Raw genomic sequence first — 26669 nt, 5'->3', positions numbered from 1 at the left:
CCAAGATGCGGGGAGTGCCCCCGGTTGGCAAGGAGTAACGGAATGGCGCAGGTCAAGCCGATGCGGGCGGATGCGCGGCGGAACTATGAGCGGCTGATCGAGGAGGCGGCCGTGGCGTTCGCCGAGCACGGGGAGGGCGCGTCCCTCGACGACATCGCCAAGCGGGCCGGGGTGGGCTCCGGGACGCTGTACCGGCACTTCCCCACCCGGCAGGCGCTCCTGGAGGCCGTCTACGTCGACAGCATCGAGGCGATCGCTGTCCGCGCGGACGAGATCGCCGCGGAACTCGCGCCCGGCGAGGCGCTGGTCGAGTGGCTCAACGAGCTGAGCGGGATGATGATCCAGGTCCGCTGTCTGAAGGCGCTGCTCGGATCGGCCGTCTCGGACGGGAGCAGCGCGGTGCTGACCGCGTGCGGGACGTCCGTGAAGGGCGCGGCCGAACGGCTGGTCGAGGCCGCTCAGCGGGAGGGCACGCTGCGGGCGGACGTGGAGCCGATCGAGGTGCTGCGGCTGGCGCACGGGGTTGCCACGGCGTCGGAGCTGGCGGACGGCCAGGGGAAGTACATCCGGCGGTATCTGTCGCTGCTGACGGAGGGGCTGCGGGCCTAGCGCCGGGTGGGGCCCAGCACCGGGTGGGGCCCAGCACCGGGTGGGGCGGAGCGCCGGTGGGTGGGTCGGGGCCGTGCCGGTACATCGAGCCCGTCGCCGCTGGATCAGACGTTGCCCTGGAGGGGCTGTTTCCAGATCCGGGCGTAAGCGACGGGCTTGCGATGTACCGGCACGGCCCCTTCCGTGCGGGGCGGCCGCGGGGCGGTGGGGGGCCGGGGGTGTCCGTGGCCGCCGCGGATGGAAGGTCAGAGTGCCTGGGCCGCCGGCTTCACCATGCCGCGGACCGTGCGGGACTTCACGAAGTCGCCCATGGCCGTCATCTCCCACTCGCCGGAGAACTGCTTGATCAGCTTGGCCATCATCACGCCGGTCTGGGCTTCGGCGTTGGTGAGGTCGAAGCGGACCAGTTCCTCGCCGCTGGCCGCGTCGATCAGCCGGCAGTAGGCCTTGGCGACCTCGGTGAACTTCTGGCCGGAGAAGGAGTTGACCGTGAAGACCAGGCCGGTGACCTCCTGCGGCAGCCGGCCGAGGTCGACGACGATCACCTCGTCGTCTCCGCCGCCCTCGCCCGTCAGGTTGTCGCCGGAGTGCTTGATCGCGCCGTTCACGATGGAGAGCTTGCCGAAGTAGCAGCTGTCGATGTGGTTGCGCTGCGGGCCGTAGGCGATGACCGAGGCGTCCAGGTCGATGTCCTTGCCGCGGTACGCCGGCTCCCAGCCGAGGCCCATCTTGACCTGGGAGAGCAGCGGGCGGCCGCCCTTGACCAGGGAGACGGTCTGGTTCTTCTGGAGGCTCACCCGGCCCTTGTCGAGGTTGATCTTTCCGGAGGGCGGGGTGGAGGGCGGGGTGGGAGGTGCGGGGGGTGCGGGGGGAGCTGCCTGGGTCGACGGGGTCACGGGGGTGACGGGGGTGACAGGGGTCTGCATCGGGGGGGTCGGGGGGAGCGGCGGGGGCCTCCTCCACCGTGACGCCGAAGTCCGTGGCGATGCCCGCCAGGCCGTTCGCGTATCCCTGGCCGACCGCGCGGGCCTTCCAGGCGCCGTTGCGGAGGTAGACCTCGACGATCACCAGGGCCGTTTCGGTGCCGAGCTGGGGCGGCGTGAAACTGGCCAGTACGGCGTTGTCGTCGGCGTTGCGGATGGTGGCCGTGGGCTCGATGCCCTGGAAGGTCTGGTAGAGCGGCGTCCGGGCTCGCGGTGACGACGATCTTCTCGATACCCGGGGGGACCGCGGTCGTGTCGACCGTGATCGCGTCCGGGGAGGTGCCGCCGCCCGAGCGGTAGGTCACGCCGGGGCCGGTGGGCTGGTTGTAGAAGATGAAGTCGTCGTCGGAGCGCACCTTGCCGTCGGCGGTGAGCAGCAGGCCCGACACGTCGAGCCGCACCGGAGCGGCGACGTCCACCGTCACGCGGGTGACGGGGAGAGGGATGTTCGAGCCAGGGGTCATAGCTGTCATGACTGGGGTAACGACCGGGGGCGCTTTACCGTTCCCTTACCCAAGGGTGAGATGCCGGGGGTGGGTGCGGGCGGGAGAAAAGGGGCTTCTTCTTTCGCCCCCGCCGCCCCCAGACCCCGCTCCGGCCCCAGGGCCTTGTCCTCAATCGCCGGACGGGCTGACCTACCCAGCCCGTCCGGCGTTTGAGGACGAGCTCCTTCGGGCGAAGCGGGGGTCCAGGGGGCGCAGCCCCTTGGCGGGGGTCCGGGGGCGGAGCCCCCAGGACAGGACGGGACGGGTAGGGGCGGCGGGGCGGGAACCCCTACGGGACCACGACGATCTTGCGGCCCACGCCCGCGGCGAACTGTTCCAGCGCCTGGGGATAGTCCGCCAGCGGGATGCGGTCACTGATGAAGACGTCCGGATCGAGGACACCCCCGGCAAAGAGTTCCGCCGCACGTTCGAAGCTGTGCAGGACGGCCATGGAACCGGTGATGGTGATCTCCTGGTTGTAGACGCGGTACGGATCGATCGAGACCCGCGTGGCGTAGTCGGCGACACCGAACTGGAGGAAGGTGCCGGCCTTGGCGACCCGGTCCAGGCCGTCCTGGATCGCCGCCGCGTTCCCCGTGGCGTCGATCACCACGTCCCACCCCCGCGGCCGGTCCAGCTCGTCCGCGTTCGCCGCCGAGGCGGACGCCCCCAGCAACCGGGCCGTGGCGAGCCGCTGGGCGTTCACGTCCACCACGTCCACGCTCGCCGCACCCGTCCGCTTCGCCAGCTCCAGCATCATCAGGCCCATCGTCCCGGAGCCGTAGATCAGGACATGGGCCCCCAGCCGGGAGTTCAGCACGTCGTAGCCGCGTACCGCGCAGGAGAGCGGTTCGACGAGTGCCGCGTCCTGGGTGCGGACGTGATCGGGGAGCTTGACGCAGTTGGCCACGGGGGCGGTCGCGTACTGCGCCGCGCCGCCCGCCGTCGTGACACCGATCGCGGCCCAGCGCTCGCAGAGGTTGTTGTGGCCCGTACGGCAGTACCGGCACTCGTGGCAGTAGAGCGACGGGTCCACCGCCACCCGGTCGCCGACCGAGACCTCCGTGACCTGGGTGCCCACGCCGACCACCGTGCCGGCGAACTCGTGGCCCGGCACGATCGGCAGCTTCGGCGCGAACTCGCCCTGGAGGATGTGCAGGTCCGTGCCGCACAGCCCGCACGCCGCGACCTCGACGACGACGTCGCGCGGGCCGGGCGTCGGGTCCGGGATCTCGGTGACGACGGCGCGGCCCACGGACTCGATGACGGCGGCCTTCATTTCACGGCTCCCAGTGACAGGCCCTGGACCAGTTTGTCCTGGGCGGCGAACCCCGCGGCGAGTACCGGCAGGGAGATGACGAGCGACGCGGCGCACACCTTGGCCAGGAAGAGGCCCTGGCTGGTGATGAAGCCGGTCAGGAAGACGGGGGCGGTCTCCGCGACCACGCCCGTGAGGACCCGGGCGAACAGCAGTTCGTTCCAGCTGAAGATGAAGCAGATGAGGGCCGTGGCGGCGATGCCCGGCAGGGCGATGGGGGCCACGACCCGTGCCAGGATCGTGGGCAGCCGCGCGCCGTCGATCTGCGCCGCCTCGATCACCGCCACCGGCACCTCGGCGAGGAACGACTGCATCATCCACACCGCGATCGGCAGGTTCATCGAGGTGTAGAGGATGACCAGGAGCCAGATGTTGTCGAGCATCCCGGCGTTCTTGGCGAACAGGTAGATGGGCAGCAGGCCCGCCACCACCGGCAGCATCTTCGTCGACAGGAAGAAGAACAGGACGTCCGTCCACTTCTTCACCGGCCGGACCGAGAGCGCGTACGCCGCGGGGAGGGCGAGGAGGAGGACACAGAGGGTGGAGACCACGGACGCCACCAGCGAGTTGGCCAGCGCCGGCCAGGGGCTCGCGCCACCGCCCGAGCCGAAGAAGTCGCGGTAGCCGTCGAAGGTGAGGGCGGCGCCGAAGGACGGCGGGTTGGTCGCCGCGTCCGCCTCCGAGTGGAACGACGTCAGGGCCATCCAGGCGATGGGCAGGAAGAACAGCACACCGAGTACCCAGGCCAGCAGGCCCAGGCCCGTTCCCCGGGTGCGCCGGGGACGTACGCGGATCGTGGTGGTGCTCATGCGCGGGACGCCTCCTCGCGGAACAGGGACGAGACCACGCGCAGCGCGAAGGTCGCGATGATGATCGAACCGATGACGACCAGGACCCCGGCGGCCGAGGCCAGACCGTTCTCATGGGCCTGGTAGAAGCTCTGGTAGACGGTGTAGGGCAGGTTGGCGGTGCCGAGGCCGCCGGAGGTGATCGTGAAGACGGCGTCGAAGTTCTGCACGATGTAGATCGAGCCCAGCAGGGCGCCGAGTTCGAGGTAGCGGCGCAGGTGCGGGAGCGTGAGGTGGCGGAAGACCTGCCAGTCGCTCGCGCCGTCCACCCGGGCGGCCTCGATCTGCTGCTGGTCGCGGCTCTGCAGGCCCGCCAGCAGGATCAGCATCATGAAGGGCGTCCACTGCCAGACGAGGGAGGCCTCGACCGCCAGCAGCGGGGTGTTGGAGATCCAGTCCGGCTGGGGGCCGCCCACATAGTGCAGCAGCCCGTTGAGAAGGCCGTACTCGGGGTTGTAGAGCACATGCTTCCAGAGCAGGGCGGCGGCGACCGGGACCACCAGGAACGGCGCGATCAGGAGCGTGCGCACCACCCCCCGCCCCCGGAACCTGCGGTCCAGGAGCAGCGCGAGGGCGAGGCCGAGGACCAGGCTGACCAGGACCACGGCCGCTGTCAGGAGGATCGTCGTCCAGACCGAGTGGCGCAGGTCCGGATCGGTCAGCACGTCCGAGTAGTTGGACAGGCCGGTGAAGTGGCGGGCCTTCGGGTAGAGGGAGTTCCAGTCGAAGAAGGAGATCACCAGCGTGGCCACGAACGGGAGCTGGGTCACGGCGATCATGAAGATCAGGGCGGGGAGCAGCGGGGCGCGCGTGGCCCAGGCGCGCAGGCGGCCGGAGGGTGGCCGGGCGGCGCGGACGGGAGCGGTGGCCAGGGGGGCTGTCGTCGTGGCGGTCATCGTCCCTCGTACTCCTTGGAGATCTTCTCGGCGAGTTTCTGGGACTTCTTCAGGGCCGAGTCGACGGACTGGCGCCCGGCGATGGCCGCGCTGATCTCCTGCGAGACCTTGGTGCCGAGATCGGTGAACTCGGGGATGCCGACGAACTGGATGCCGGGCGCGGGGCGCGGCTGCACCCCGGGGTCGCGGGGGCGGGCGCCCTCGATGGCCGCGCGGGTCATCTCCTGGAAGGCCGAGGCCTCCTTGGTGTACGCGGCGTTGGTGTAGGTCGAGGCGCGTTTGCCGGCCGGCACGTTGGACCAGCCGATGGTGTCCCCGACCAGCTGCTCGTACTGCTTGCTCGAGGCCCAGGAGATGAACTTCCAGGCCTTGTCGGAGTTGTGGGAGGCCTTCTGCAGGCCCCAGGCCCAGGTGTAGAGCCAGCCGGAGGACGCGGTCTTCTCCACGGGCGCCGGTACGTAGCCCATCTTGCCCTTGACGGGGGAGTCGGACGCCTCCAGGGAACCGGCCGCGGAGGTGGCGTCGTACCACATGGCGACCTTGCCCTGGGTGATGTTGTTCAGGCACTCGGCGAAGCCGGACTGGGCGGCGCCGGACTCGCCGTGCTCGCGGACGAGGTCCACGTAGAACTTCGTCGCCTTCACGAACTCGGGGGAGTCGAGGTGCGCCTTCCAGTCCTTGTCGAACCAGGTGCCGCCGAAGGTGTTCACGACGGTCGTCAGCGGGGCCATCAGCTCGCCCCAGCCGGGCAGGCCGCGCAGGCAGATGCCCTTCATGCCGGACCGGGCGCCGTCGGCCTCGGCGGCCAGCTGTCCCACCTGGTCCCAGGTGGGATGCGCGGGCATGGTCAGGCCCTTCGCGGCGAACACGTCCTTGCGGTACATCAGGAAGGACGACTCGCCGTAGAAGGGCTGCCCGTAGAGCTTGCCGTCGTCGGCCGTCAGGGACTGCCGCATGGGCGCGAGGATGTCCTGCTCGTCGTAGCCGCTGTCCTGGCGGACGTAGGAGTCCATCTCGTGCAGCCAGCCGTTCCTGGCGTAGATCGGTATCTCGTAGTTGGACAGGGTGGCCACGTCGTACTGGCCCGCCTGGTTGGCGAAGTCCTGGCTGATCTTGTCGCGGACGTCGTTCTCCGGCAGCACGGTGAAGTTCACCTTGATGCCGGTCTCCTTGGTGAAGTGGGCCTTGGTGAGTTTCTGAAGCTCCACCATCTGCGGGTTGTTGACCATCAGGACGTTGATGGAGTCGCCTCCGGAGCCCGCCCCGCCCGCTCCGGTCCAACACCCGGAGAGCAGCGGGGTGAGCAGCGTCCCTGCGGCGACCGCGGCGAACAGCGCGCGCGGCCTCCGTCGGCTCGGGGTTCGCATGGATCACTCCTGGACTTATAGGGAGATATGGGGTGGTACCGGGTGTGGGGGCCCCTGGGAGGGTGACTGGGGAAGGGGAAGGGGAAGGGGTGGGGGTGGGGGTGGGGAGAGGTGATTGGGGACGGGAACGGTGCGGGGATGTCGGACGCGGTGCGGTTCGGATTTCAGACGCGTATGACCTGAGGTCCCTGCAAGGTGTAGCGGTGGGCCTCGGCCGTCGGGAGCAGGGTGCTCGTGACGATCGTCTCCAGGACGGTGATCTCCGCGAAGCGGCAGAAGCTGACCGCCCCGAACTTGGTGTGCACCCCGGCGAAGACCGTGCGCCGGGAGGCCCTGATCGCCTGGGCCTTGACCTCGCTGACCGCCGGGTCGGGGGTGGTGAGGCCGTGTTCGCGGGAGATGCCGTTGGCGCCGATGTAGGCCAGGTCGATGACGAAGCCGGCGAGCATCTTCGTCGTCCAGTGGTCCACGGTGGCGAGGGTGCCGGGGCGAACCCGGCCGCCGAGCAGCAGGACGCTGGTGTTGTCCGCCTCGGCGAGCGCGCCCGCCGTGGCGAGGGAGGCGGTGACCACGGTCAGCGGCCGGTCGTGGGGCAGTGCCTCGGCGATGAGCTGTGGGGTGAAGCCCTCGTCGACGAACACCGTCTCGGCGTCCCCGAGCAGTTCGGCCGCCGCGGTCGCGATCCGCCGTTTCTCGGGTACGTGGCTGGTGGCGCGGAAGGCGAGTGTCGTCTCGAATCCGGCGCTCTCGACGGGATAGGCGCCGCCGTGGGTGCGGCGTACCAGACCGTGGTCCTCCAGGGCGCGCAGGTCGCGTCGTACGGTCTCCTTGGCGACGCCCAGTTCGGCGGCGAGCGCGGTGACGTCGACCGAACCCGTACGGCGGGCGGCTCGGACGATCTCCCGCTGACGTTCTTCCGCGCTCATGGCCGGCACCCGCTTCCCGCGTCCTGTCCTCGCTGCCCGTTCGGGCCCGGTCGGGCCTTGGAGGAAGTTCTACAGCGGGCGCGCGGCACTGACCAGGCCTGTTGCACGCCCGATGATGCCCGGCTGTGCCCGTTCGGCGGTGCGGGGGAGCGCGCCGGACCTGGGGCGGAGCCGGTGCGGGGGTGGGATCGGGCAGGGTTCGTGCCCGAACACGGCAGCGGGCGGGCCCGTTCGGTGCCCGCCCGCTCCGTCGTGCCCGTGCGGCGCCGTCAGTACGGCCAGATCGGCGGGTGCGTGGTGAAGTGGCCGCCCAGGTGGGCGTGGTCCGGATTGTCCGGGTCGAGCTCGCCCTGCTCGGCGATGAGCTTCTCGGCGTACGGTTCGGAGTCGTCCTGCGGCTCGTAGCCCAGTGCCCGTGCCGTCGACAGGTCCCACCACAGACGGGTGTTGGCGGACGAGCCGTAGACGACCGTGTGGCCCACGTTCTCGGCGGTGAGCGCCGCGTGGAAGAGGCGGGCGCCGTCCCCGGGGCTCATCCACACGGAGAGCATGCGCACGCTGGTGGGCTCCGCGAAGCAGGAGCCGATGCGGACCGAGACCGTCTCCAGGCCGTGCTTGTCCCAGTAGAACTGGGCCAGGTCCTCGCCGAAGGACTTCGACAGGCCGTAGAAGGTGTCCGGCCGGCGGGGGGTGTCGACGGGGATCAGGGAGTCCTCGGCGAACGGGGCGTCCCCCGGCGGGCGCGGGGTGAAGCCGACCGCGTGGTTGGAGGAGGCGAAGACGACACGCCGTACGCCCTCCTCGCGCGCCGCCTCGTACAGGTTGTGGGTCCCCTCGATGTTCGCCTTGAGGATCTTGTCGAAGGAGGCTTCCAGGGAGATGCCGGCGAGGTGGATGATCGCGTCGACACCGCGTACCGCCTCGCGCAGCGCGGCCCGGTCGGCCAGGTCCCCGGTGATCGCGTCCGGCTCGCCCTCGACCGGGAGCAGGTCGAGCAGGCGCAGCCGGTAGCCGTGCTCCGGCAGCAGCCCCCGCATCAGGGTGCCGAGTCCGCCGGCGGCGCCGGTGAGCAGAACGGTACGGGGAGCGGGCATGCGGGTCTCTCCTCAGGGCCACACGAGCGGCCGTATGCTTGTACGGCATTCACATCCATGGACACGCTAAGGATCGTCCGCCTGTCGAGTCAAGTGTCGCGCGGAGTCGGTCAATCCGCTGCCGTGTTGCGGGTTTGCGCGCTTGACCGGCCCCAAGGTCGCGCTTTAGCGTGGTCGCGTTCAGAAATATGGACATGGATCAGAAACATGCACCCGCTGTTGTGTGCGTGAGCACCTGCCTCAGGGAGAGTCCGTGACGTCAGCCCCCCTTGCCGCTCGGCTCAGCATCCCCAGCGGGCCGCTGTTCTTCCCCGTCACGGCGTACGGCCCCGACGGCGCCCTCGATCTCGACGTCTACCGCGAGCACGTACGCCGCGGCGTCGAGGCCGGGGCCGCCGCGGTCTTCGCCTGCTGCGGCACCGGCGAGTTCCACGCGCTCGCCCCCGAGGAGTTCCAGGAGTGCGTGCGGGCGGCCGTGGAGGAGACGGCGGGACGGGTGCCGGTCGTCGCGGGCGCGGGGTACGGGACCGCGCTCGCCGTACGGTTCGCGCGCCTCGCCGAGGAGGCCGGCGCCGACGGGCTGCTCGCGATGCCGCCGTACCTCGTGGTCGCGGGACAGGAGGGGCTGCTGCGCCACTACCGGGAACTGGCCGCCGCCACCTCCCTGGACATCGTGGTGTACCAGCGCGACAACGCCGTGTTCACGCCCGAGACCGTGGTCGAACTGGCCCGCACCGAGGGGATCATCGGCTTCAAGGACGGGCTGGGCGACCTGGACCTGATGCAGCGCGTCGTCAGCGCGGTGCGCACCGAGGCCCCCGGGGACTTCCTCTACTTCAACGGGCTGCCCACCGCCGAACTGACGGGGCTCGCCTACCGGGGCATCGGCATCACGCTGTACTCGTCCGCGGTCTTCTGCTTCGCGCCCGAGATTGCGCTGGCCTTCCACGCCGCGCTGAACGCTGGGGCCGACGACATCGTGAACCGGCTGCTGGACGGGTTCTACCGGCCGTTCGTCGATCTGCGGGCACAGGGGCGCGGCTACGCCGTGTCGCTGGTCAAGGCGGGAGTGCGGCTGCGCGGACTGGACGTGGGGGAGGTACGGCCGCCGCTGCACGAGCCGACCGAGGACCATGTGAAGCAGCTCGCCGAGCTGGTCGAGCGCGGGTACGCGCTGCTGGAGCCGGCCGAGGGGGAGAGCCTGTGAAGGCGTCGGCCTTCGTCTATCCGTGGGACGTCGTCGGGGACCCGGAGGCGGCCGGGCGGATCGCCGGGCTCGGGGTGCGGCAGGCGACGCTCGCCTCCGCTTACCACTCCACCCGCGCGCTGACCCCCCGTCACCCCCGGCACCGCATCGTGACGGCGGCGCACGCGGCCGTCCTGTACCCGGTGGACGGCGCGCGCTGGGCCGGGCGTGCGCTGCGGCCGTACGAGGCCGGGGACTGGGCGCCCGGGGACGCGTACGGGACGGCCGCCGCCGCGCTCGCCGAGGCCGGGCTCGACGTGCACACCTGGGTGGTCCTCGCGCACAACTCCCGCCTGGGGGCCGAGCATCCGGACACGTCCGTCGTCAACGCGTACGGCGACCGGTACGGGTGGGCGCCGTGCGTCGCGCAGGCCGGCACCCAGGAGTACCTCGTCGACCTCGCGGTGGAGGCGGCGGTGCGGCCCGGGGCGCGGGGCACCGAGCTGGAGTCGCTCGGGTGGTACGGGATGGCGCATCTGCACGCGCACGACAAGATCGGCGGAGTGGGACTCGGCGACGCCGGGCAGTACCTGATGTCCCTGTGCTTCTGCCCGGCGTGCCGGGACGGGTACGCGGGGCACGGGCTCGACGCCGGGGAGGCCGCGGCCACCGTCCGGGAGGCCCTGGAGCCCGTGTGGAGGGGGGCCGTGCCGTCGGACGGGGGCTGGCCGGCGATCGAGAAGCTGCTCGGGAGCGAGGTGGCGGGCGCCACGCGCGCGTGGCGCGACGGGGTGGCCCGCTCGCTCCAGGAGACGACGGTCGCGGCGGTTCGGGCGGCCGCGCCCGACGGGTTCCAGGTGCTGCTGCACGCCGATCCCGTCTCGTTCCACTGCGGGGCGAACGCCGGGGTCGATCCCGCGCACATCCTCTCCGTGGCGGACGGGGTGGTGGTGCCGTGCACCGGCGGCACGGAGCTGCTGACACCGTTCGCGCGGCAGGGACGGGACGCGGCGGTCTTGGCCGCCAACTTCACGGTCGTGTCGGGGATGGGGGGCAGCCCGGACACCCTCGTGGACGACGCGGCGCGGGCGGCTTCGCTGGGAGCGGGGGAACTGCGGCTGTATCACGCGGGGTTGGCCTCGGAGGGGGATCTGGAGGCGGTGAGGGCGGTACTGACGGCCGCGTCCTGAGGGGCGGGGGGTCTTCGGGTGCGGCTGAGTGGGGGCCGGTCGCGCAGTTCCTCGCGCCCCTTAGGTACGTGGCCCGGCCCCGCGTGTTCAGCGCGGGCCGGGACCTTCAGTCCGTCCGGCGTTCGAGGACGAGGCTGTTCAGGCCGATGCGGGGGTTCGGGGCGCCGCCCCCGGGGCGTCGGCAGGTTCAGCGCCGGGTCAGCAGCGGCCGGAGCGTCAGCAGCCGGGCGAGCGCCAGCACCGGGAGCAGGAGGCGGCAGTCGACCAGCTCGACCACCCCCGCACCGACTGCCAGCCCGAGCGCGTTCGGCGCGAACATCAGGGTGTTCGCGGTGGCGGTGGCACGCCCGAGCAGCCGCCCCGGCGTCTCGCGCTGCACGGCGGTGTACGCGGCGATCAGCACGCACGGAAGCCCGGCCCCGATCGCGGCACTGCACACCAGGGCCACGCCGTCGGACGCCACCGCACGCGACCCGGCCGCGACCGCCGTCAGCGCGATCCCGTACGCGGCGAAGCGACGCTCACCCCACCGCCGCAACAGCGGGCCCGAGACCAGGCCGGTCAGTACCGAACCGGCGCCCTGGAGGGCGTAGAGGAGCCCGGCGTACGCGGGGGAGTGGCCCAGTGCCTCGACGACGGCGTAGATCAGGGCGCCGTTGAGACCCGCGAAGAGCATCGTCGTACCGCCGGCCAGGACCAGCGGCCGGAGTTCCGGGTGCCCCAGGACGTACCGCGCGCCCGTGGCCGTCCGGGACCGCCAGGTCCCGGCGTCCGGGGCGGGCGGCGCTTCCCGGACCCGCAGCAGCGCGCACACCCCGGCCGCCAGCGCGAACGTCACCGCGTCGAGAAGCGCGACCCGCGCACCGCCGTACGCCGCGTACAGGGCCGCCCCGGCCAGCGGCGCCACCAGCTTCATGCCCTCGTTGGCCGTCATGCGCAGCCCGTTGAAGTCCCCGAGAAGGCTCCGGTCGACCACCGCGGCCACCAGAGCGGACTCGGCGGCGTCATGGACGACGCCCGCCGCGCCGTAGACCAGGAGCACCGCGAACAGGATCCACAGCCGGTCCGGGGCGTCCACGGCGAGGAGAGCGGGCAGGAGCACCGCCAGGGCCAGGTTCGCGCCGATCAGCAGGGGCCGGCGACGGGTGCGGTCCGCGAACGTGCCCAGGAGGGGGCCGACGAGTGTGGGGGCCCAGAGCGCGAACACACACAGGGCCGCCAGACCGTTCGAGCCCGTCAGGTCCTTGACCCAGATCCCCGACACCAGCCACATCGCCGACGAGCCGAAGCCGGAGACCACCACCGCGGTCAGATACAGGCCCGCGTCACGGTCCCGCAGTACACGCGTCACTGTCCATGTCATGGCAGGTGATCGTGGTCCTAAGGGTGGCCGGCGGAGATCGGGCAGGTGCCCTATACCGGCGAGTCTCTCCAACCCGCGCTTCTTCGCACTGCACGCCGTCACCGGTGGCCCGCACCCCGCGCACCCGCTCCCGGGCGCCGCGCCGATGAGTTCCCGGCGCGGCGCCCGTCTACCCCACGAGCGGACTCTGTGAGAATTCGGAACCGAGGAGCAGCCGATGACCGACCCGACCCTCGACCTGGGGCCGCAGGCCCTGATCGTGGTGCGACTCGTGGCGGGGGTGACGGAGCGGCAGCTCGACGACGTCACCCCCTGCCCGGCCTACGCGGTGCACCACATGCTCGGGCATATCGGCGGACTGGCCGTCGCCTTCCGCGACGCCGGACGCAAGAACCTGGGCGCCAGGACCGACACCAGCCCCGACACGGCCGTGCCCGACATCGCCCCCGACTGGCGCGGGACCCTGCCGAAGGCACTCGACGAACTCGTGGAGGTCTGGCGCGACCCGGCCGCCTGGGAGGGGGAGACCCGAGCGGGCGGGGTGACCCTGCCGGGCGCCGTCGCCGGTGCCGTGGTCGCCGACGAACTGGTCGTGCACGGCTGGGACCTGGCCCGCGCCACCGGCCAGGAGTACGATCCCGACCCGGCCGCGCTGCACGCGTCGTACGGCTTCCTCGCCGCGGCCGCCCAGGACCCCGGCCGGGGCGGAGGCGTGTTCGGACCCGTGGTGCCGGTGCCGGACGACGCGCCGTTGCTGGACCGCCTGATCGCCCTCAGCGGCCGCGACCCCGGCTGGAAGTCCTAGGGCGTGTTGCGAAAGTCTCGCCTGCCTCGCGACGCCTGCCACGCCCTAGGGCGTGTTACGAAAGTCCCGTCTGCCTCGCGACGCCTGGCACGCACTCTCGCCGCACCGGGCGAAAACCCGAGTACGTCCAGTACGCGGGCTTCCGCCCGGCCCACCGAGAGCACGCACCAGACGCCGCGAGGCCCGCCCTCCGGGCGGCCGACGGGACTTATCGCAACACGCCCTGGTACGCCTCGGGTCCTTGGGCCCCTTCCGAAGCCCCGCACCGGGCTTCGGAAGGGGCCCTTCCGCGATTCGTCTCCCTTTCTTTTCTTTCTTCTGTCCGAAGCGTTGACGAAACACGAGCGCGCTCCTACGTTCATCGCGTCGTACTTCGTACGTCATATATGAGACGCGATACGTGAGATCCGATACGTGAGATCCGAGAGGCGCGCATGACCTCTGTGCCCACACCGATACCGTCCCGCACGCAGTTCGTGCTGGAAGGGATCAAACACCGCATCCTCACCGGGCAGTTGACGCCTGGTCAGGCCCTCGTCGAGAGCGAGCTCGCCGCGCAGTTCGGGGTGTCGAAGACGCCCGTGCGTGAGGCGCTCAAGACCCTGGCCGGTACCGGACTCGTCGTGATGAACCAGTACAAGGGCGTCACGGTGCGCATGGTGGACGCGGACATGGCGCGCGAGGTGTACGACGTCCGGCTGCTACTGGAGCCGGAGGCGCTGCGCCGGTCCGTCCTGCGCGGAGCCTCGCTCGCCGCCGCACGGGACGCGCTGACCCGCGCCGACGACGCCTCCGACACCGCCGAACGCTCCCTGGCCAACCGGGAGTTCCACCGCGCCCTGTACGTGTCCTGCGGCAACCCCCTGCTGGGCCGCATGCTCGACGAGGTCCGTGACCAGGCCGCCTTGGTCTCCGCGGTCGCCTGGGCCGCCGACCCGTCCTGGGAGCGCGAGGCCGGCGAGCACCGGGAGATCCTGCGTCTGGCCCTCGACGACGACGCGGACGGCGCGGCCCGCGCGCTGCACGCCCACATCGAGTCGTTCGTGCGACGGGCCTTCCCCCCGGCCCGGGAGGAGGACGGACAGGAATGACAGCGACGTACGAGACCGGGCGGGCGGCGCTCGCCGAGGTCGTGGCGATCCCCGTGACCCCCTTCGCGCAGGACGGGACGATCGACCGCGACACCCACCGGGCCCTGCTGCGCCGGCTGCTCGACGGCGGGGTCCGCACCCTCACGCCCAACGGCAACACCGGCGAGTTCTACGCCCTGACCCCCGAAGAGCGGCAGCTCGTCACGGAGTTGACCGTCGACGAGGCGGGTGACCGGGCCGCCGTCCTGGTCGGGGTCGGGCACGACGTACCGACCGCCGTCGCCTCCGCCCGGCACGCCCGCACGCTCGGGGCGGCGATGGTGATGGTCCATCAGCCCGTCCACCCGTACGTCTCGGAGGGCGGCTGGCTCGACTACCACCGGGCCGTCGCCGAGTCCGTGCCGGAGTTGGGCGTCGTGCCCTACATCCGCAACCCTCTGCTCCCCGGCGCCAGGCTCGCCGAACTCGCCGACGTCTGCCCGAACGTGATCGGCGTCAAGTACGCCGTCCCGGACGCCGCCCGCTTCGCCGCCTTCGCCCGGGACGCGGGACTCGAACGGTTCGTGTGGGTGGCGGGGCTCGCCGAGCCCTACGCGCCCTCCTACTTCTCGGCGGGTGCCACCGGGTTCACCTCCGGCCTGGTGAACGTCGCCCCGTCCCTCTCGCTCAACATGATCGAGGCGCTCCGCTCCGGCGACTACCCGGCCGCCATGAAGGTCTGGGAGCAGATCCGCCGCTTCGAGGAACTGCGCGCCGCCGACGCCTCCGCCAACAACGTGACCGTGGTCAAGGAGGCGCTCGCCTCCCTGGGTCTGTGCCGGCGCGAGGTGCGCCCGCCGAGCAGGGAACTGTCCGAGTCCGAGCGGTCGGAAGTCGCCGCCATCGCCGCGGGCTGGTCGCTGTGAGCACGGGACGCGGGACGGCCGCGGTGAGCACGGGACGCGGGACCGCCGCGGTGAGCACGGGGCGGGAGACGAGGCGCCCGGAGGACCTCAGGAGCCACCAGTGGTACGGCACCGACGGGCTGCGCTCCTTCAGTCACCGGGCCAGGACCCGCCAGCTCGGCTACCTGCCCGAGGAGCACCTCGGCAAGCCGGTCATCGCGATCCTGAACACCTGGTCCGACATCAACCCGTGCCACGTCCACCTCCGGGACCGGGCGCAGGCCGTGAAGCGGGGCGTGTGGCAGGCCGGGGGCTTCCCGCTGGAGTTCCCGGTGTCCACCCTCAGCGAGACCTTCCAGAAGCCGACCCCGATGCTCTACCGCAACCTGCTCGCCCTGGAGACGGAGGAGCTGCTGCGCTCCTACCCCGTGGACGGCGCGGTGCTGATGGGCGGCTGCGACAAGTCCACCCCCGCCCTGCTGATGGGCGCGGCCTCCGTCGACCTGCCGGCCGTCTTCGTGCCCGCCGGGCCGATGCTGCCCGGTCACTGGCGCGACGAGATCCTCGGCTCCGGCACCGACATGTGGAAGTACTGGGACGACAGACGCGCCGGACTCATCGGCGACTGCGAGATGACCGAACTGGAGAGCGGCCTCGCGCGGTCCCCCGGCCACTGCATGACCATGGGGACGGCGTCCACGCTCACCGCCGCCGCCGAGGCGCTCGGGGTGACGGTCCCGGGCGCGTCCAGCATCCCGGCCGTCGACTCCGGTCACGACCGGATGGCGGCCGCCGCGGGCCTGCGGATCGTCGACCTCGTGCACCGGGACCGGAAGCTGTCCGACATCCTCACCGAGGACGCCTTCGCGGACGCCGTGACGACGGTCCTCGGGCTCGGCGGCTCCACCAACGCCGTCATCCACCTGATCGCCATGGCCGGACGCGCGGGCGTCACCCTCACGCTCGACGACTTCGACCGGATCGCGCGGACCGTGCCGGTGCTCGCCAACGTACGGCCCGGCGGCCGGACGTACCTGATGGAGGACTTCCACTTCGCCGGCGGTCTGCCAGGGTTCCTGTCACGGATCACGGACCTGCTGCACCTGGACCGGCCGACGGTGTCGTACGACACCCTGCGCGAGCAGCTGGCCACCGCCCGGGTGCACAACGACGACGTCATCCGCCCCCGGGACAACCCCGTCGCCACCGAGGGAGGCGTCGCCGTCCTGCGCGGCAACCTCTGCCCCGACGGCGCGGTCATCAAGCACATCGCCGCCGAGCCGCGGCTGCTCAAGCACACCGGGCCCGCGGTCGTCTTCGACGACTACCGGACGATGCAGCGGACCATCGACGACCCGTCCCTCGGCATCACGGCGGACAGTGTGCTGGTGCTGCGCGGCTCCGGGCCCAAGGGCGGTCCCGGCATGCCCGAGTACGGCATGCTGCCCATCCCCGACCACCTGCTGAAGCAGGGCGTGCGGGACATGGTCCGGATCTCCGACGCCCGGATGAGCGGCACGAGTTACGGCGCCTGCGTGCTGCACGTGGCGCCCGAGTCGCACGTCGGCGGCCCGCTCGCCCTGGTGCGGACCGGCGACACGATCACCCTGGACGTCGAGGCGCGATCGCTCCGGCTCGACGTGGACGACGAGGAGCTGGCTCGGCGCAGGGCGTTGTGGACGGCACCGCCCGAGCGGTACGAGCGCGGCTACGGGGCGCTCTACAACGAGCAGATCACCCAGGCCGACACCGGCTGCGACTTCGCGTTCCTGGCGCGTCCGGGCAAAGTGCCGGATCCCTACGCCGGGTGAGGGCGGTCCGCGAGGACCGCGCCCCTGGCCGACCACCCGGACGGCACCTCCGAAGCGCGCGCACCCATGCGCGCGTAGCAAGCGCTTCCTGTCCCACCGGCACCGACACCGGCAGCAAGCGTTCCACGGCACCCGCAAGCAAGCGTTCCACGGCACCCGCAAGAACGGAGAACAGTCATGGCCCAAGCCGCAGCCGTGGCGAAACAGCCCGCGCCGCTCCGGCGGCGCCGCGGCTCGGCGACGCCCCGCAGGCTCCCGTATCTGCTGATCGCCCCCGCGGGGCTGCTGATGCTGGGCTTCATCGCCTACCCGGTCATCAGCGTCTTCTACTACAGCCTGCAGAACTACAACCCCACCAAGCCGTGGCGCAACGGGTTCGCGGGCTTCGACAACTTCGTGCACGCCTTCACCGCCGACCCCCAGTTCTGGGACACGCTGACCTTCAGCGCCCAGTGGGTCGTCGTCGAGGTCGGTCTGCAACTGCTGTTCGGTCTGGCGCTGGCACTGATCGTCAACCAGACCTTCGTGGGCCGCGCGGTCGGCCGGGCGCTGGTCTTCTCGCCGTGGGCCGTCTCCGGGGTGCTGACCTCCGCGATCTGGGTACTGCTCTACAACTCCCAGACCGGCATCACCCGTTACCTCGCGGACGCGGGTATCGGCCAGTACGGGACCAGCTGGCTGTCGGACACCGCCACCGTCTTCCCGGCGGCCGTCGTCGCCGACCTGTGGCGCGGAGTGCCCTTCTTCGCGATCCTCATCCTCGCGGACCTCCAGTCCGTCTCCAAGGACCTGTACGAGGCCGCCGAGGTGGACGGCGCGAGCCGCTTCCGGCAGTTCCTGCACATCACCCTGCCGCACCTGAAGGACGCCATCGTCCTGTCCACCCTGCTGCGCGCGGTCTGGGAGTTCAACAACGTCGACCTGCTCTACACCCTGACCGGTGGCGGACCCGCGGGCGAGACGACCACCCTTCCGCTCTACATCGCCAACACCAGTGTCGACGCGCACAATTTCGGCTACGCGTCCGCCCTCACCACGGTCGCGTTCGTGATTCTGCTCTTCTGCTCGATCGTCTATCTGCGGCTGAGCAAGTTCGGAGGCGGGGACAAGTGATCACCGAGGACGTCACCGTCGGCGCCCCCGCGGCACCGGCCCCCGCCGCCGAGGAACCCCGGCAGCGTCCGGGCGCGAGGCGCCGTGCCTGGGACGAGGTCCCGCGGTGGCACATCTACCTCCCGCTCGGCGTCTATCTGCTCTTCACCCTGATCCCCTTCTACTGGATCCTGCTCTTCGCGCTCCGCCCGGCCGGCTCCACCTCGCTGGTGCCGTGGCCCATGACCTTCGAGCACTTCGACAAGGTGTGGACCGAGCGCAGTTTCGGGACCTACTTCCAGAACAGCGTGCTCATCGCCGTCGCCACGCTCGTCATGACGACCGTGGTCGCCCTGGCCGGCGGATATGCCCTGGCCCGCTTCGACTTCAGGATCAAACGCGGCTTCATGCTGGCCCTGCTGTGCTCCCAGTTCGTGCCGGGCGCACTGCTGCTGGTGCCGCTGTTCCAGATCTTCGCCAAGCTCCAGATGATCAACTCGCTGGGCAGCGTCGTCATCGCCGAGACGGTGTTCCAGCTGCCGCTGTCGATGATCCTCATCAGCGGGTTCATCAGGAACGTGCCGTACTCCCTGGAAGAGGCCGCCTGGGTCGACGGCTGCGGCCGCTTCACCTCCTTCCGGATCGTCGTACTCCCGCTGCTGCGCCCGGGGTTGATCGCGGTCGGCTCCTTCGCCTTCGTGCACGCATGGAACCACTTCCTGTTCGCCCTGATGTTCCTCAGCGACCAGAGCAAGCAGACGATCCCGGTCGGCCTCAACACCCTGATGAGCGCCGACAGCGTCGACCTCGGGGCGCTGGCCGCGGGCGGCATCATCGCCGCCGTCCCCGTCGTCATCGTGTTCGCCTTCATCCAGAAGTGGCTGATCACCGGCTTCAGCGCGGGGGCGGTGAAGGGATGAGCGGGATGAACACGCCGGGCGGGCAACTCCCGCTGCCGGTCGTCCTCGCGGGGGCGCGCGGCCACGGCCGCTGGCACCTGCGCAACATCCGCCGGCTCCAGGACAAGGGGCTCGTACGGCTGGCGGGCATCTGCGAGCCGAACCCCCTCACGCCGGCCGAACTCACGGAGACATTCGGCGACTTCGAGGACTTCGGGGGCCGGCCTCCCGAGCAGTCCGCCGACTTCGGGTCCCTGCTCGACTCCACCGCCGCCGCGATCGCGGTGATCTGCACGCCCATCCCGACCCACACCGACCTGGCGCTCGTCGCCGCCGCCAGGGGCGTGCACCTCCTGCTGGAGAAGCCGCCCGCGCCCTCGTACGCCGAGTTCCGCCGGATGGCCGACGGCGTCGCGGCGGCCGGGGTCGCCTGCCAGATCGGCTTCCAGTCGCTCGGCTCGCACGCCCTGCCGGCGATCCGGGAGATGATCGCGGCGGGTGTGCTCGGCACGGTCACCGGGATCGGCGCGGCGGGTGCCTGGGCGCGCGACGAGGCCTACTACCGCAGGGCGGCGTGGGCGGGCAAGCGCCGCCTGAACGGCGTGGACGTGATCGACGGGGCCCTCACCAACCCCCTCGCGCACGCCGTCGTCACCGCCCTCGCGCTGCACGGGGCCACCCGTGCCGAGGACGTCGCCGCGATCGAGACCGAGCTGCTGCGCGCCAACGACATCGAGTCCGACGACACCTCCTGCGTACGTGTCACCACCCCCCGGGGCAGGGTCGCCGTCGCCGCCACGCTCTGCGCCGAGCGGCCCGGTGAGCCGTACGTCCTGGTGCACGGGAGCGGCGGCCGGATCACGTTCTGGTACAAGCTCGACCGCGTACTCGTACAGCGGTCGGGGCACGGCCCGGAGGAGATCGAGTACGGCCGCACGGACCTGTTGGAGAACCTGGTCGCTCATCTGACCGACGGCGACGAGCTGCTGGTTCCACCGGATTCGACGGGCGCCTTCATGAAGGTCGTCGAGGCGATCCGGCGGGCGCCCGACCCGGCCGCGCTGCCCGCGGAGGCTTGGGAGACGGTCGCCGCGGGGAACCGCCGGATCGTGCGCGGCATCGACGGACTCGTCGCGGCGGCGGCCGACACCCTCGCCCTCTACTCCGAGCTGGGCGCCTCCTGGGCGCCCCCGAACGAGGTGAGCGCCGGATGAACACCGCGCCCCACCACGAGTCGCCGGTCCTGCGCGTCGCGGGCCGTCCGGTCGGCCGGTACCACACCCGCCCCGAGCTGTCCCCCCGGCTCTCTCCTCGTCCGTATCTCCACCCGGTCACCACCCTGGCCGGCACGGCGGTCACCGAGTTCAGCCCCGCCGACCACCTCCATCACCTCGGCGTCGGTGTCGCCGTTCCCGACGTCGAGGGGCACAACTTCTGGGGCGGGCGCACCTATGTACGCGACCAGGGGCCCACCGAGCTCGCCAACCACGGCGCCCAGCGGCACGCCGGCTTCCAGCTGAGCGACCCGGACGGCTTCGTGGAGGAGCTGCGCTGGGTGGCCGCGGGCAGTGAACTGCTGCGTGAGCGCCGGACCGTCACCGCGACCCGGCTCACCGACTCCGCCTGGGCGCTGGACTTCACCTTCTCGCTCACGAACACGACCGCGAAGTCCCTCTCCATCGGCAGCCCGGCCACCAACGGGCGGCCCGGCGCGGCCTACGGCGGCTTCTTCTGGCGGGCCCGCAAGGAGCCCGGGGCGCCGCGTGTCTTCACCGCCGACACCGAGGGCGTGGAGGCGGTGCACGGCACCCGCGCCGACTGGCTGGCACTCGCGGGCGCCCGCTGGACCCTGGTCTTCGCCGGGGCCACCGAACGGACCCGCCGCGACCCGTGGTTCGTGCGCACCGCCGAGTACCCGGGCGTCGGTTCCTGCCTCGCGCACACCGAGCGGCTGCCCGTCGGGGCGGGGGACACCGTCGTACGGCGGGTCGTGACCGTCGTCGCGGACGGCACCCTCGACCGGGGCGAGGCCGCCGCGCTCGTCCGCGGGGCGGTGAGCCCCTGATGGCCCTTCCCTCCTCCGACCTGGGCGACGGCACCTACCGCAACCCCGTTCTCGACGCCGACTGGTCCGACCCCGATCTGCTCCGTGTCGGGGACGACTTCTACCTCACCGCCTCCAGCTTCGGCCGGGTGCCGGGCCTGCCGCTGCTGCACTCCCGCGACCTGGTCAACTGGACGCTCGTCGGCCACGCCCTGCAACGCCTCGAACCAGTGCGGGAGTTCAGCGTGCCCCGGCACGACTGCGGGGTGTGGGCGCCGTCCCTGCGGCACCACGACGACCGCTTCTGGATCTTCTGGGGCGACCCCGACCACGGCGTCTTCCAGGTCAACGCCCCCGAGATCCGCGGCCCTTGGACCCGGCCGCACCTGGTCAAGGAGGGCAAGGGGCTGATCGACGCCTGCCCGCTGTGGGACGAGGAGACCGGCGAGGCCTACCTCGTGCACGCCTGGGCCAGATCCCGTTCGGGCGTGAAGAACCGGCTCACCGGGCACCGGATGCGCCCCGACGGCACCGGACTGCTCGACGAGGGCGAGGTGATCATCGACGCGGACCGGATCCCCGGCTGGTTCACCCTCGAAGGGCCCAAGGCCTACCGGCACGACGGCTGGTTCTGGATCTTCGCGCCCGCCGGGGGAGTGGAGACCGGCTGGCAGGGCGTCTTCCGCTCGCGCGGCTTCTTCGGCCCGTACGAGGAGCGGGTGGTGCTGGAGCAGGGGAAGACCGCGGTCAACGGCCCGCACCAGGGCGGCTGGGTGCGCACGGCGGCCGGCGAGGACTGGTTCGCGCACTTCCAGCACCGCGGCCCGTACGGGAGGGTCGTGCACCTCCAGCCGATGCGCTGGGACGGGCCGGACGGCTGGCCCGTGCTCGGCGACGAGGGCGCCCCCGTCGCCGTGCACCGGAAGCCCGATCTGCCGCGGCAGCCGCCCTCGGCACCCGCCACCGACGACGACTTCCCGGGCGGCCGGTTCGGGCGGCAGTGGCAGTGGACCGCCAACCCGCAGGCGGGGTGGGCGACCCAGCACTCCTCCGACGGGCTGCGGCTGACCTGCGTACGGACGGCGGACGCGGACGATCTGCGCAGGCTGCCGCACGTCTTGACCCAGCGGCTGCCCGGGATCGCCGCCACGGCCGAGGTGGAGCTGCGGCTCGACAGCGAGGAACCCGGCGCGCGGGCGGGACTCGCCGTGCTCGGGGACGCGTTCAGCTGGATCGGGCTCCAGCGTCACCCCGACGGGTCGGTGCGGCTCGTGCACCGGTTCGCCGAGTCCGTCGTGGCCGGGGCGCCCGCCAGGACTCCGGGGCAGTGGGCGAGGGAACGCGACGCCGCCGCCTCCCGGGAGGCACCCGAGGGCCGGGCCCGGCTGTGGATCGAGACCGGCGCGGGGGCGCGCTGCCGTTTCTCGTACGACGTCGGCGGCGGCCGGGTGGCCTCCGGCCAGGTCTTCGCGGCCACCCCCTGGCGCTGGGTCGGCGCCCTGCTCGGGCTCTTCGCGCTCGCCCCCGCCGGCGCGGGACACGCCGGAGCGGCCTCGTTCACGCAGTTCCGCATCGCCGCGACCCCCTGAGGGTCATCCACCGCCACCCGTGAGCCTGTTGGGAGCCGCAGTGCCGCATCTCCTGAGCAAGCGCTTTCTGTTACCGCGTACCGGACATCCGGAGCCGGTGCCGCCCGCACCGGCGGACCGTGACCGACCAGACCCCGCAACCCTGTTGGAACCAGAAGAAGAGAGCCGACCAATGAAGATCAGCATCCACAGAACCAGGCGTTCCGCGCTGGCCGTCGCCCTGGGTTCCGTGCTCGCGCTCACCGCCACCGCCTGCGGCGACAACGGCAGCGGGGCGGCGGGGGACAAGGGCGACGAGGGCTCGGGCAAGGGCGAGATCACCTTCTGGGACAACAACGGCGGTGTCCGCACCGACATCTGGAAGCAGATCATCGCGGACTTCGAGAAGAAGTACCCGGACATCAAGGTCGACTACGTGGGCATTCCCGCGGCGAGCGCCCAGTCGAAGTACGACACCGCCATCCAGGGCGGCGGTCTGCCCGACGTCGGCGGTGTGGGTACCGCGATGCTCGCCGAGGTCGCCGTCCAGGGCGCGCTGGACCCACTGGACAGCCGCCTGGAGAAGAGCCCGCTGAAGGGCAGGCTGAGCCAGAATCTGCTCGACGTCAGCCGGGCCGCCGGCGGCGCGGGCAAGCTCTACCAGGTGCCGACCTCCGCGAACAACGGCACGCTGTGGTACCGCACCGACCTCTTCAAGTCGGCCGGCCTGGACGCGCCGACCACCTGGGCGAAGTTCTACGAGGCCGCCGACAAGCTCACCGACAAGGGCGGGAACCGGTTCGGCTTCACCATCCGAGGCGGCGAGGGGGCCATCGCCCCGGCCCTGGACGCGGTGTACGGCCAGACGGGCCTCACCTCGTTCTGGAACGGGGACAAGACCACCGTCAACGACCCGAAGAACGTGGCGGCCCTGGAGAAGTACATCGCCCTGTACAAGAAGGACACCCCGTCCGCCGACGTCAACAACGACTTCGCCAAGATGGTCGCCCAGTGGGACAGCGGCAGCATCGGCATGCTGAGCCACAACCTCGGCTCCTACCAGGACCACCTGAAGGCGTTGGGCGCGGGGAAGTTCAGGGGCATCCCGAACCCCACGCAGGACGACGGCACGCGGGTGCAGGTGTCCAACCCGGTCGACGGGCTGAGCCTGTTCAAGTCCGGCAAGAACAAGTCGGCGGCCTGGAAGTTCATCGAGTTCGCGGTCTCGGCCGCGGAGAACTCCAAGTTCAACGAGTCCGCGGGCCAGGTCCCGGCGAACACCGACGCCGCGAAGGACGCCTGGATCCAGCAGGCCGAGCCGACCAAGCTGGCCGCGGAGGCGCTCAACGGCGCCGACACCAAGATCGTGCAGCTGCCGTACTACCTGCCCGACTGGAACACCATCTCCAAGGCCGACAACGAACCCAACTTCCAGAAGCTGCTGCTCGGGAAGATGAGCGCGAAGGACTTCCTGGACACGCTGGCCGACCAGCTCAACAAGGCGCAGGCGGACTGGAAGGCGCATCACTAGTTCGGCCGGTCCGCCGCGCCGATCGCTCCGCCGGTTCGCCGGTTCGCCGCGCCGATCGTTCCGCCGGTCCGCCGCACCGGTCCGCTCGGCGGGTCGCCGCGCCGGGCGGTCCGTGCGGGGCCGGTCCGGGGGCGCGGGACTGCCCTGCACGGGTTGTCCCGCGGCCCACGGCCACGACGGGTCCGCGCGGATTCCCCGTACGGCCCTTTTGCCCCTCCCGCCCCCCTCCTCCCACCGGAAAGTGAGAGCCGCACCGTGATCATCAACCAATGTCATGCACGCGCCATTACCGCGCTGGCCGGATGTACCGCCCTCGTCCTGGCCGCCACCGGCACCACCGCCCAGGCCCAGACGCGGCCCCGCGACCCCGGCCGCCAGACCCTCCCCGCCGGCGACGGCTGGGGCTCCGCCACCACCGGCACCACCGGAGGTGCCGCCGCCGACGCCGCGCACGTCCACACCGTCACCAACTGGGCCGAGTTCAAGGCCGCGCTGAACGACGGCTCCACCGCTCCGAGGATCATCAGGGTGAAGGGCGTGATCGACGCCGCCGCCGAGGGCTGCGACTCCTTCGCCGTGCCGGGCTACGACTTCGACGCCTATCTGCGGAAGTACGCGCCGGAGAACTGGGGTTACGGCACCAACCTGGAAGCCGAGCCCGACGACAGCCCCGAAGGCCTGCGCCGCGCCTCCGCCGCCCGCCAGGCCACCGCCATCAAGGTGGACATCCCCGCGGACACCACCCTCATCGGCGTCGGCAGGAACGCGGGCTTCAAGGGCGCCAGCCTCCAGATCGAGGCCGTGGACAACGTCATCGTCCGCAACCTCACCTTCGAGAGCCCGCTGGACTGTTTCCCGCAGTGGGACCCGACGGACACGGCCGTCGGCAACTGGAACTCCGAGTACGACAGCGCGGTGGTCTACGGATCCACCCACGTCTGGCTGGACCACAACACCTTCACCGACGGGGACCACCCCGACAGCTCGCTGCCCTCGTACTTCGGCCGGATCTACGAGCAGCACGACGGCGAGCTGGACATCGTCAAGGGCGCGGACTACGTGACCGCCTCCTGGAACGTGTTCACCGACCACGACAAGACGATCCTGGTCGGCAACAGCGACAGCGCCTCCACGGCCGCGGTCGACCGGGGCCACCTCAAGGTGACCTTCCACCACAACCTCTTCTCGAACCTGGTCGAGCGCGCGCCGCGCGTCCGCTTCGGCCAGGTGGACTCGTACAACAACCACTTCGTCGCGGGCGACGGCTTCTCCTACAGCTACGGCATCGGCATGGAGTCCCAACTCGTCGCCGAGCACAACGCGTTCACCCTCCCCGGCGGGATCAGCGCGGCGACCGTCCTGAAGAAGTGGAAGGAGGCGCCGCTCACCGCCAGAGACAACTACGTCAACGGGGTGGCGACGGACCTGATCGCCGTGCACAACGCGGAGATCCCGTCCGAGACGCTGCAGTCCGGCGCCGGCTGGACACCGGCCCTGCGGACCCGGGTCGATCCGCCGAGGGCGGTGCCGGGGATCGTGGACCACCGCGCGGGCGCCGGCAAGGTCTGCTGACCATGGCCGAAGTCCCGTTCAGCAGAAGGACGTTCGTCGCCGCGGGCGTCGGGGCCGTACTGGCTCCGGCGCTCGCGGCACCCGCCCGCGCGGCGACCCGGTCACCGTTCGGACGCTACGGTTCGCCCTCCGCCCGCCTCACCGCCCGCACCCTGTACGTGCATCCGGGCGGGCGCGGCGACCACACCACCGTCCAGGCCGCCGTGGACGCGGCGGGCGGGAGCGGATACACGCTGGTCCTCGCCCCGGGCACCTACCGCGAGACGGTGGCCGTCGGCGCCGACCGTACGGAGATGACCTGGATCGGCGCCTCCGGGGACCCGCGGGACGTCGTCGTCGTGTACGACAACGCGGCCGGCACACCGAAGCCCGGCGGCGGCACCTACGGCACGACCGGGTCGGCCACCACGACCGTGCAGGCCGACGGCTTCACCGCCCGCCGGATCACCTTCGCCAACGACTGGCTGCGCGCCGACCACCCCGGGATCACCGGCACCCAGGCGGTCGCCGTCAAGGTGCAGGGCGACCGTTCGGCCTTCGTGGGGTGCCGGTTCCTGGGGCACCAGGACACGCTGTACGCCGACTCCATGGCGCTGGGCACCTTCGCCCGGCAGTACTACCGCGGCTGTTACGTCGAGGGTGACGTGGACTTCGTCTTCGGCCGGGCGACCGCCGTCTTCGAGCGCTGCCACTTCCGCGCCCTGAGCCGTACGGACCTGGCCGGGGCCCCGTACGGCTTCGTCTTCGCCCCCTCCACCGCGCGCGCCGACCCGCGCGGCTACCTGGTCACCCATGGCCGGGTCAGCAGCGAGGCCCCGGACGCGTACTACAAGCTGGCCCGCCCCTGGGTGCCCGGCTCGGACACCACCGCCCGGCCCATGCTCACCGTCCGCGACACCCGGCTCACCGCCGGGATCGACGCGGTCGTGCCCTACGCCAACATGTCGGACACCTACCCGTGGCAGAGCCAGCGGTTCGCCGAGTACCGCAACTCCGGACCCGGGGCGGTGATCAGCGTCCCGCCGAACCGGCCCCAACTGAGCCCCGCGGAGGCCGAGTCGGCGACCCGTGAGGCGTACCTCGGCGACTGGTGCCCGTGACGGTTCG

Annotated in this window: 22 protein-coding genes and 1 pseudogene; 15 read left to right on the top strand and 8 right to left on the bottom strand. The window is 71.5% G+C overall.

Annotated features, from left to right (window positions below):
- The first annotated feature begins 42 nt into the window (after window positions 1-42).
- Window positions 43-609 (top strand): TetR/AcrR family transcriptional regulator, encoded by a 567-nt coding sequence (locus HEP85_RS10370; protein ID WP_168527523.1) that lies wholly within the window; start codon window positions 43-45, stop codon window positions 607-609.
- 245 nt (window positions 610-854) lie between these two features.
- Here the strand turns inward: HEP85_RS10370 and HEP85_RS10365 are convergent.
- From HEP85_RS10365 to HEP85_RS10335, 7 genes and pseudogenes are all read right to left on the bottom strand, one after another.
- A pseudogene (locus tag HEP85_RS10365) lies at window positions 855-2056 on the bottom strand (TerD family protein).
- 310 nt (window positions 2057-2366) lie between these two features.
- Complete coding sequence (locus HEP85_RS10360; protein ID WP_168527521.1) at window positions 2367-3356, bottom strand: zinc-dependent alcohol dehydrogenase family protein; 990 nt, start codon at window positions 3354-3356, stop codon at window positions 2367-2369.
- The gene (locus HEP85_RS10355; RefSeq protein WP_168527520.1) at window positions 3353-4204 is read right to left on the bottom strand and encodes a carbohydrate ABC transporter permease; all 852 of its coding nucleotides are present in this window, start codon (window positions 4202-4204) and stop codon (window positions 3353-3355) included. The genes HEP85_RS10360 and HEP85_RS10355 overlap by 4 nt, the downstream gene beginning before the upstream one ends.
- A complete protein-coding gene (locus HEP85_RS10350) occupies window positions 4201-5139 on the bottom strand; it encodes a carbohydrate ABC transporter permease (RefSeq protein WP_168527519.1) in 939 nt (312 codons plus the stop codon). Before HEP85_RS10350 ends, HEP85_RS10355 begins: the two co-directional genes overlap by 4 nt.
- Window positions 5136-6506: a sugar ABC transporter substrate-binding protein gene (locus HEP85_RS10345; RefSeq protein ID WP_329286985.1), complete on the bottom strand. Its 1371-nt coding sequence runs from the start codon at window positions 6504-6506 to the stop codon at window positions 5136-5138. Before HEP85_RS10345 ends, HEP85_RS10350 begins: the two co-directional genes overlap by 4 nt.
- Window positions 6507-6670: 164 nt before the next feature.
- Window positions 6671-7441, bottom strand: a complete 771-nt coding sequence (locus tag HEP85_RS10340; RefSeq protein ID WP_168527518.1) for a DeoR/GlpR family DNA-binding transcription regulator — start codon at window positions 7439-7441, stop codon at window positions 6671-6673.
- A gap of 260 nt (window positions 7442-7701) precedes the next feature.
- The gene (locus HEP85_RS10335) at window positions 7702-8526 is read right to left on the bottom strand and encodes an NAD(P)-dependent oxidoreductase (RefSeq protein WP_168527517.1); all 825 of its coding nucleotides are present in this window, start codon (window positions 8524-8526) and stop codon (window positions 7702-7704) included.
- 253 nt (window positions 8527-8779) lie between these two features.
- On the opposite strand from HEP85_RS10335, the gene HEP85_RS10330 reads away from it, so the two are divergent.
- Together HEP85_RS10330 and HEP85_RS10325 are read left to right on the top strand one after the other, a co-directional pair.
- Entirely contained in the window at window positions 8780-9733 is a 954-nt protein-coding gene (locus HEP85_RS10330; protein ID WP_168527516.1) for a 5-dehydro-4-deoxyglucarate dehydratase, read from the top strand.
- The gene (locus tag HEP85_RS10325; RefSeq protein WP_168527515.1) at window positions 9730-10902 is read left to right on the top strand and encodes a hypothetical protein; all 1173 of its coding nucleotides are present in this window, start codon (window positions 9730-9732) and stop codon (window positions 10900-10902) included. The genes HEP85_RS10330 and HEP85_RS10325 overlap by 4 nt, the downstream gene beginning before the upstream one ends.
- 187 nt (window positions 10903-11089) lie before the next feature.
- Here the strand turns inward: HEP85_RS10325 and HEP85_RS10320 are convergent, their stop codons facing one another.
- On the bottom strand, window positions 11090-12265 hold the full coding sequence (locus HEP85_RS10320) for an MFS transporter (protein ID WP_168527514.1): 1176 nt from the start codon (window positions 12263-12265) through the stop codon (window positions 11090-11092).
- A gap of 217 nt (window positions 12266-12482) precedes the next feature.
- On the opposite strand from HEP85_RS10320, the gene HEP85_RS10315 reads away from it, so the two are divergent.
- The 12 genes from HEP85_RS10315 (at window position 12483) to HEP85_RS10260 (ending at window position 26662) form a co-directional block, all read left to right on the top strand.
- Window positions 12483-13070 (top strand): TIGR03086 family metal-binding protein, encoded by a 588-nt coding sequence (locus HEP85_RS10315; RefSeq protein WP_168527513.1) that lies wholly within the window; start codon window positions 12483-12485, stop codon window positions 13068-13070.
- A gap of 434 nt (window positions 13071-13504) precedes the next feature.
- Window positions 13505-14161, top strand: a complete 657-nt coding sequence (locus HEP85_RS10310) for a GntR family transcriptional regulator (RefSeq protein WP_168527512.1) — start codon at window positions 13505-13507, stop codon at window positions 14159-14161.
- Window positions 14158-15066, top strand: a complete 909-nt coding sequence (locus tag HEP85_RS10305; RefSeq protein ID WP_168527511.1) for a dihydrodipicolinate synthase family protein — start codon at window positions 14158-14160, stop codon at window positions 15064-15066. The genes HEP85_RS10310 and HEP85_RS10305 overlap by 4 nt, the downstream gene beginning before the upstream one ends.
- Window positions 15067-15116: 50 nt before the next feature.
- On the top strand, window positions 15117-16856 hold the full coding sequence (gene araD / locus HEP85_RS10300) for an L-arabinonate dehydratase (protein ID WP_168533503.1): 1740 nt from the start codon (window positions 15117-15119) through the stop codon (window positions 16854-16856).
- Between the two features lie 177 nt (window positions 16857-17033).
- On the top strand, window positions 17034-17969 hold the full coding sequence (locus HEP85_RS10295) for a carbohydrate ABC transporter permease (protein ID WP_168527510.1): 936 nt from the start codon (window positions 17034-17036) through the stop codon (window positions 17967-17969).
- Window positions 17966-18868, top strand: a complete 903-nt coding sequence (locus tag HEP85_RS10290) for a carbohydrate ABC transporter permease (RefSeq protein ID WP_168527509.1) — start codon at window positions 17966-17968, stop codon at window positions 18866-18868. Before HEP85_RS10295 ends, HEP85_RS10290 begins: the two co-directional genes overlap by 4 nt.
- 5 nt (window positions 18869-18873) lie before the next feature.
- Window positions 18874-20061 carry a Gfo/Idh/MocA family protein gene (locus HEP85_RS10285; protein ID WP_248001884.1) on the top strand — a complete coding sequence of 396 codons (1188 nt, stop codon included), beginning with the start codon at window positions 18874-18876 and terminating at the stop codon, window positions 20059-20061.
- The gene (locus tag HEP85_RS10280; protein ID WP_168527507.1) at window positions 20058-20912 is read left to right on the top strand and encodes a PmoA family protein; all 855 of its coding nucleotides are present in this window, start codon (window positions 20058-20060) and stop codon (window positions 20910-20912) included. The genes HEP85_RS10285 and HEP85_RS10280 overlap by 4 nt, the downstream gene beginning before the upstream one ends.
- Window positions 20912-22480 carry a glycoside hydrolase 43 family protein gene (locus HEP85_RS10275; RefSeq protein WP_168527506.1) on the top strand — a complete coding sequence of 523 codons (1569 nt, stop codon included), beginning with the start codon at window positions 20912-20914 and terminating at the stop codon, window positions 22478-22480. Before HEP85_RS10280 ends, HEP85_RS10275 begins: the two co-directional genes overlap by 1 nt.
- Before the next feature lie 172 nt (window positions 22481-22652).
- On the top strand, window positions 22653-23990 hold the full coding sequence (locus HEP85_RS10270; RefSeq protein ID WP_168527505.1) for a sugar ABC transporter substrate-binding protein: 1338 nt from the start codon (window positions 22653-22655) through the stop codon (window positions 23988-23990).
- Window positions 23991-24245: 255 nt separating this feature from the next.
- Window positions 24246-25562, top strand: a complete 1317-nt coding sequence (locus tag HEP85_RS10265; RefSeq protein ID WP_168527504.1) for a polysaccharide lyase family 1 protein — start codon at window positions 24246-24248, stop codon at window positions 25560-25562.
- Window positions 25563-25564: 2 nt separating this feature from the next.
- Window positions 25565-26662, top strand: coding sequence for a pectinesterase family protein (locus tag HEP85_RS10260; protein ID WP_168527503.1), 1098 nt, complete (start codon window positions 25565-25567; stop codon window positions 26660-26662).
- Window positions 26663-26669: the final 7 nt, after the last annotated feature.

The organism is Streptomyces sp. RPA4-2 (assembly GCF_012273515.2).
Taxonomy (GTDB): Bacteria; Actinomycetota; Actinomycetes; order Streptomycetales; family Streptomycetaceae; genus Streptomyces; species Streptomyces kaempferi.
Note: the sequence above shows the minus strand (reverse complement) of the source record. Positions and strands in the feature narration are given on the sequence as shown.

Coding starts and splice junctions, on each gene's coding strand:
- HEP85_RS10345 (WP_329286985.1), bottom strand. CDS start 6,506: ATGCGAACCCCGAGCCGACGGAGGCCGCGCGCGCTGTTCGCCGCGGTC.
- HEP85_RS10270 (WP_168527505.1), top strand. CDS start 22,653: ATGAAGATCAGCATCCACAGAACCAGGCGTTCCGCGCTGGCCGTCGCC.
- HEP85_RS10305 (WP_168527511.1), top strand. CDS start 14,158: ATGACAGCGACGTACGAGACCGGGCGGGCGGCGCTCGCCGAGGTCGTG.
- HEP85_RS10260 (WP_168527503.1), top strand. CDS start 25,565: ATGGCCGAAGTCCCGTTCAGCAGAAGGACGTTCGTCGCCGCGGGCGTC.
- HEP85_RS10280 (WP_168527507.1), top strand. CDS start 20,058: ATGAACACCGCGCCCCACCACGAGTCGCCGGTCCTGCGCGTCGCGGGC.
- HEP85_RS10285 (WP_248001884.1), top strand. CDS start 18,874: ATGAACACGCCGGGCGGGCAACTCCCGCTGCCGGTCGTCCTCGCGGGG.
- HEP85_RS10370 (WP_168527523.1), top strand. CDS start 43: ATGGCGCAGGTCAAGCCGATGCGGGCGGATGCGCGGCGGAACTATGAG.
- HEP85_RS10360 (WP_168527521.1), bottom strand. CDS start 3,356: ATGAAGGCCGCCGTCATCGAGTCCGTGGGCCGCGCCGTCGTCACCGAG.
- HEP85_RS10355 (WP_168527520.1), bottom strand. CDS start 4,204: ATGAGCACCACCACGATCCGCGTACGTCCCCGGCGCACCCGGGGAACG.
- HEP85_RS10335 (WP_168527517.1), bottom strand. CDS start 8,526: ATGCCCGCTCCCCGTACCGTTCTGCTCACCGGCGCCGCCGGCGGACTC.
- HEP85_RS10295 (WP_168527510.1), top strand. CDS start 17,034: ATGGCCCAAGCCGCAGCCGTGGCGAAACAGCCCGCGCCGCTCCGGCGG.
- HEP85_RS10315 (WP_168527513.1), top strand. CDS start 12,483: ATGACCGACCCGACCCTCGACCTGGGGCCGCAGGCCCTGATCGTGGTG.
- HEP85_RS10350 (WP_168527519.1), bottom strand. CDS start 5,139: ATGACCGCCACGACGACAGCCCCCCTGGCCACCGCTCCCGTCCGCGCC.
- HEP85_RS10275 (WP_168527506.1), top strand. CDS start 20,912: ATGGCCCTTCCCTCCTCCGACCTGGGCGACGGCACCTACCGCAACCCC.
- HEP85_RS10310 (WP_168527512.1), top strand. CDS start 13,505: ATGACCTCTGTGCCCACACCGATACCGTCCCGCACGCAGTTCGTGCTG.
- HEP85_RS10320 (WP_168527514.1), bottom strand. CDS start 12,265: ATGACATGGACAGTGACGCGTGTACTGCGGGACCGTGACGCGGGCCTG.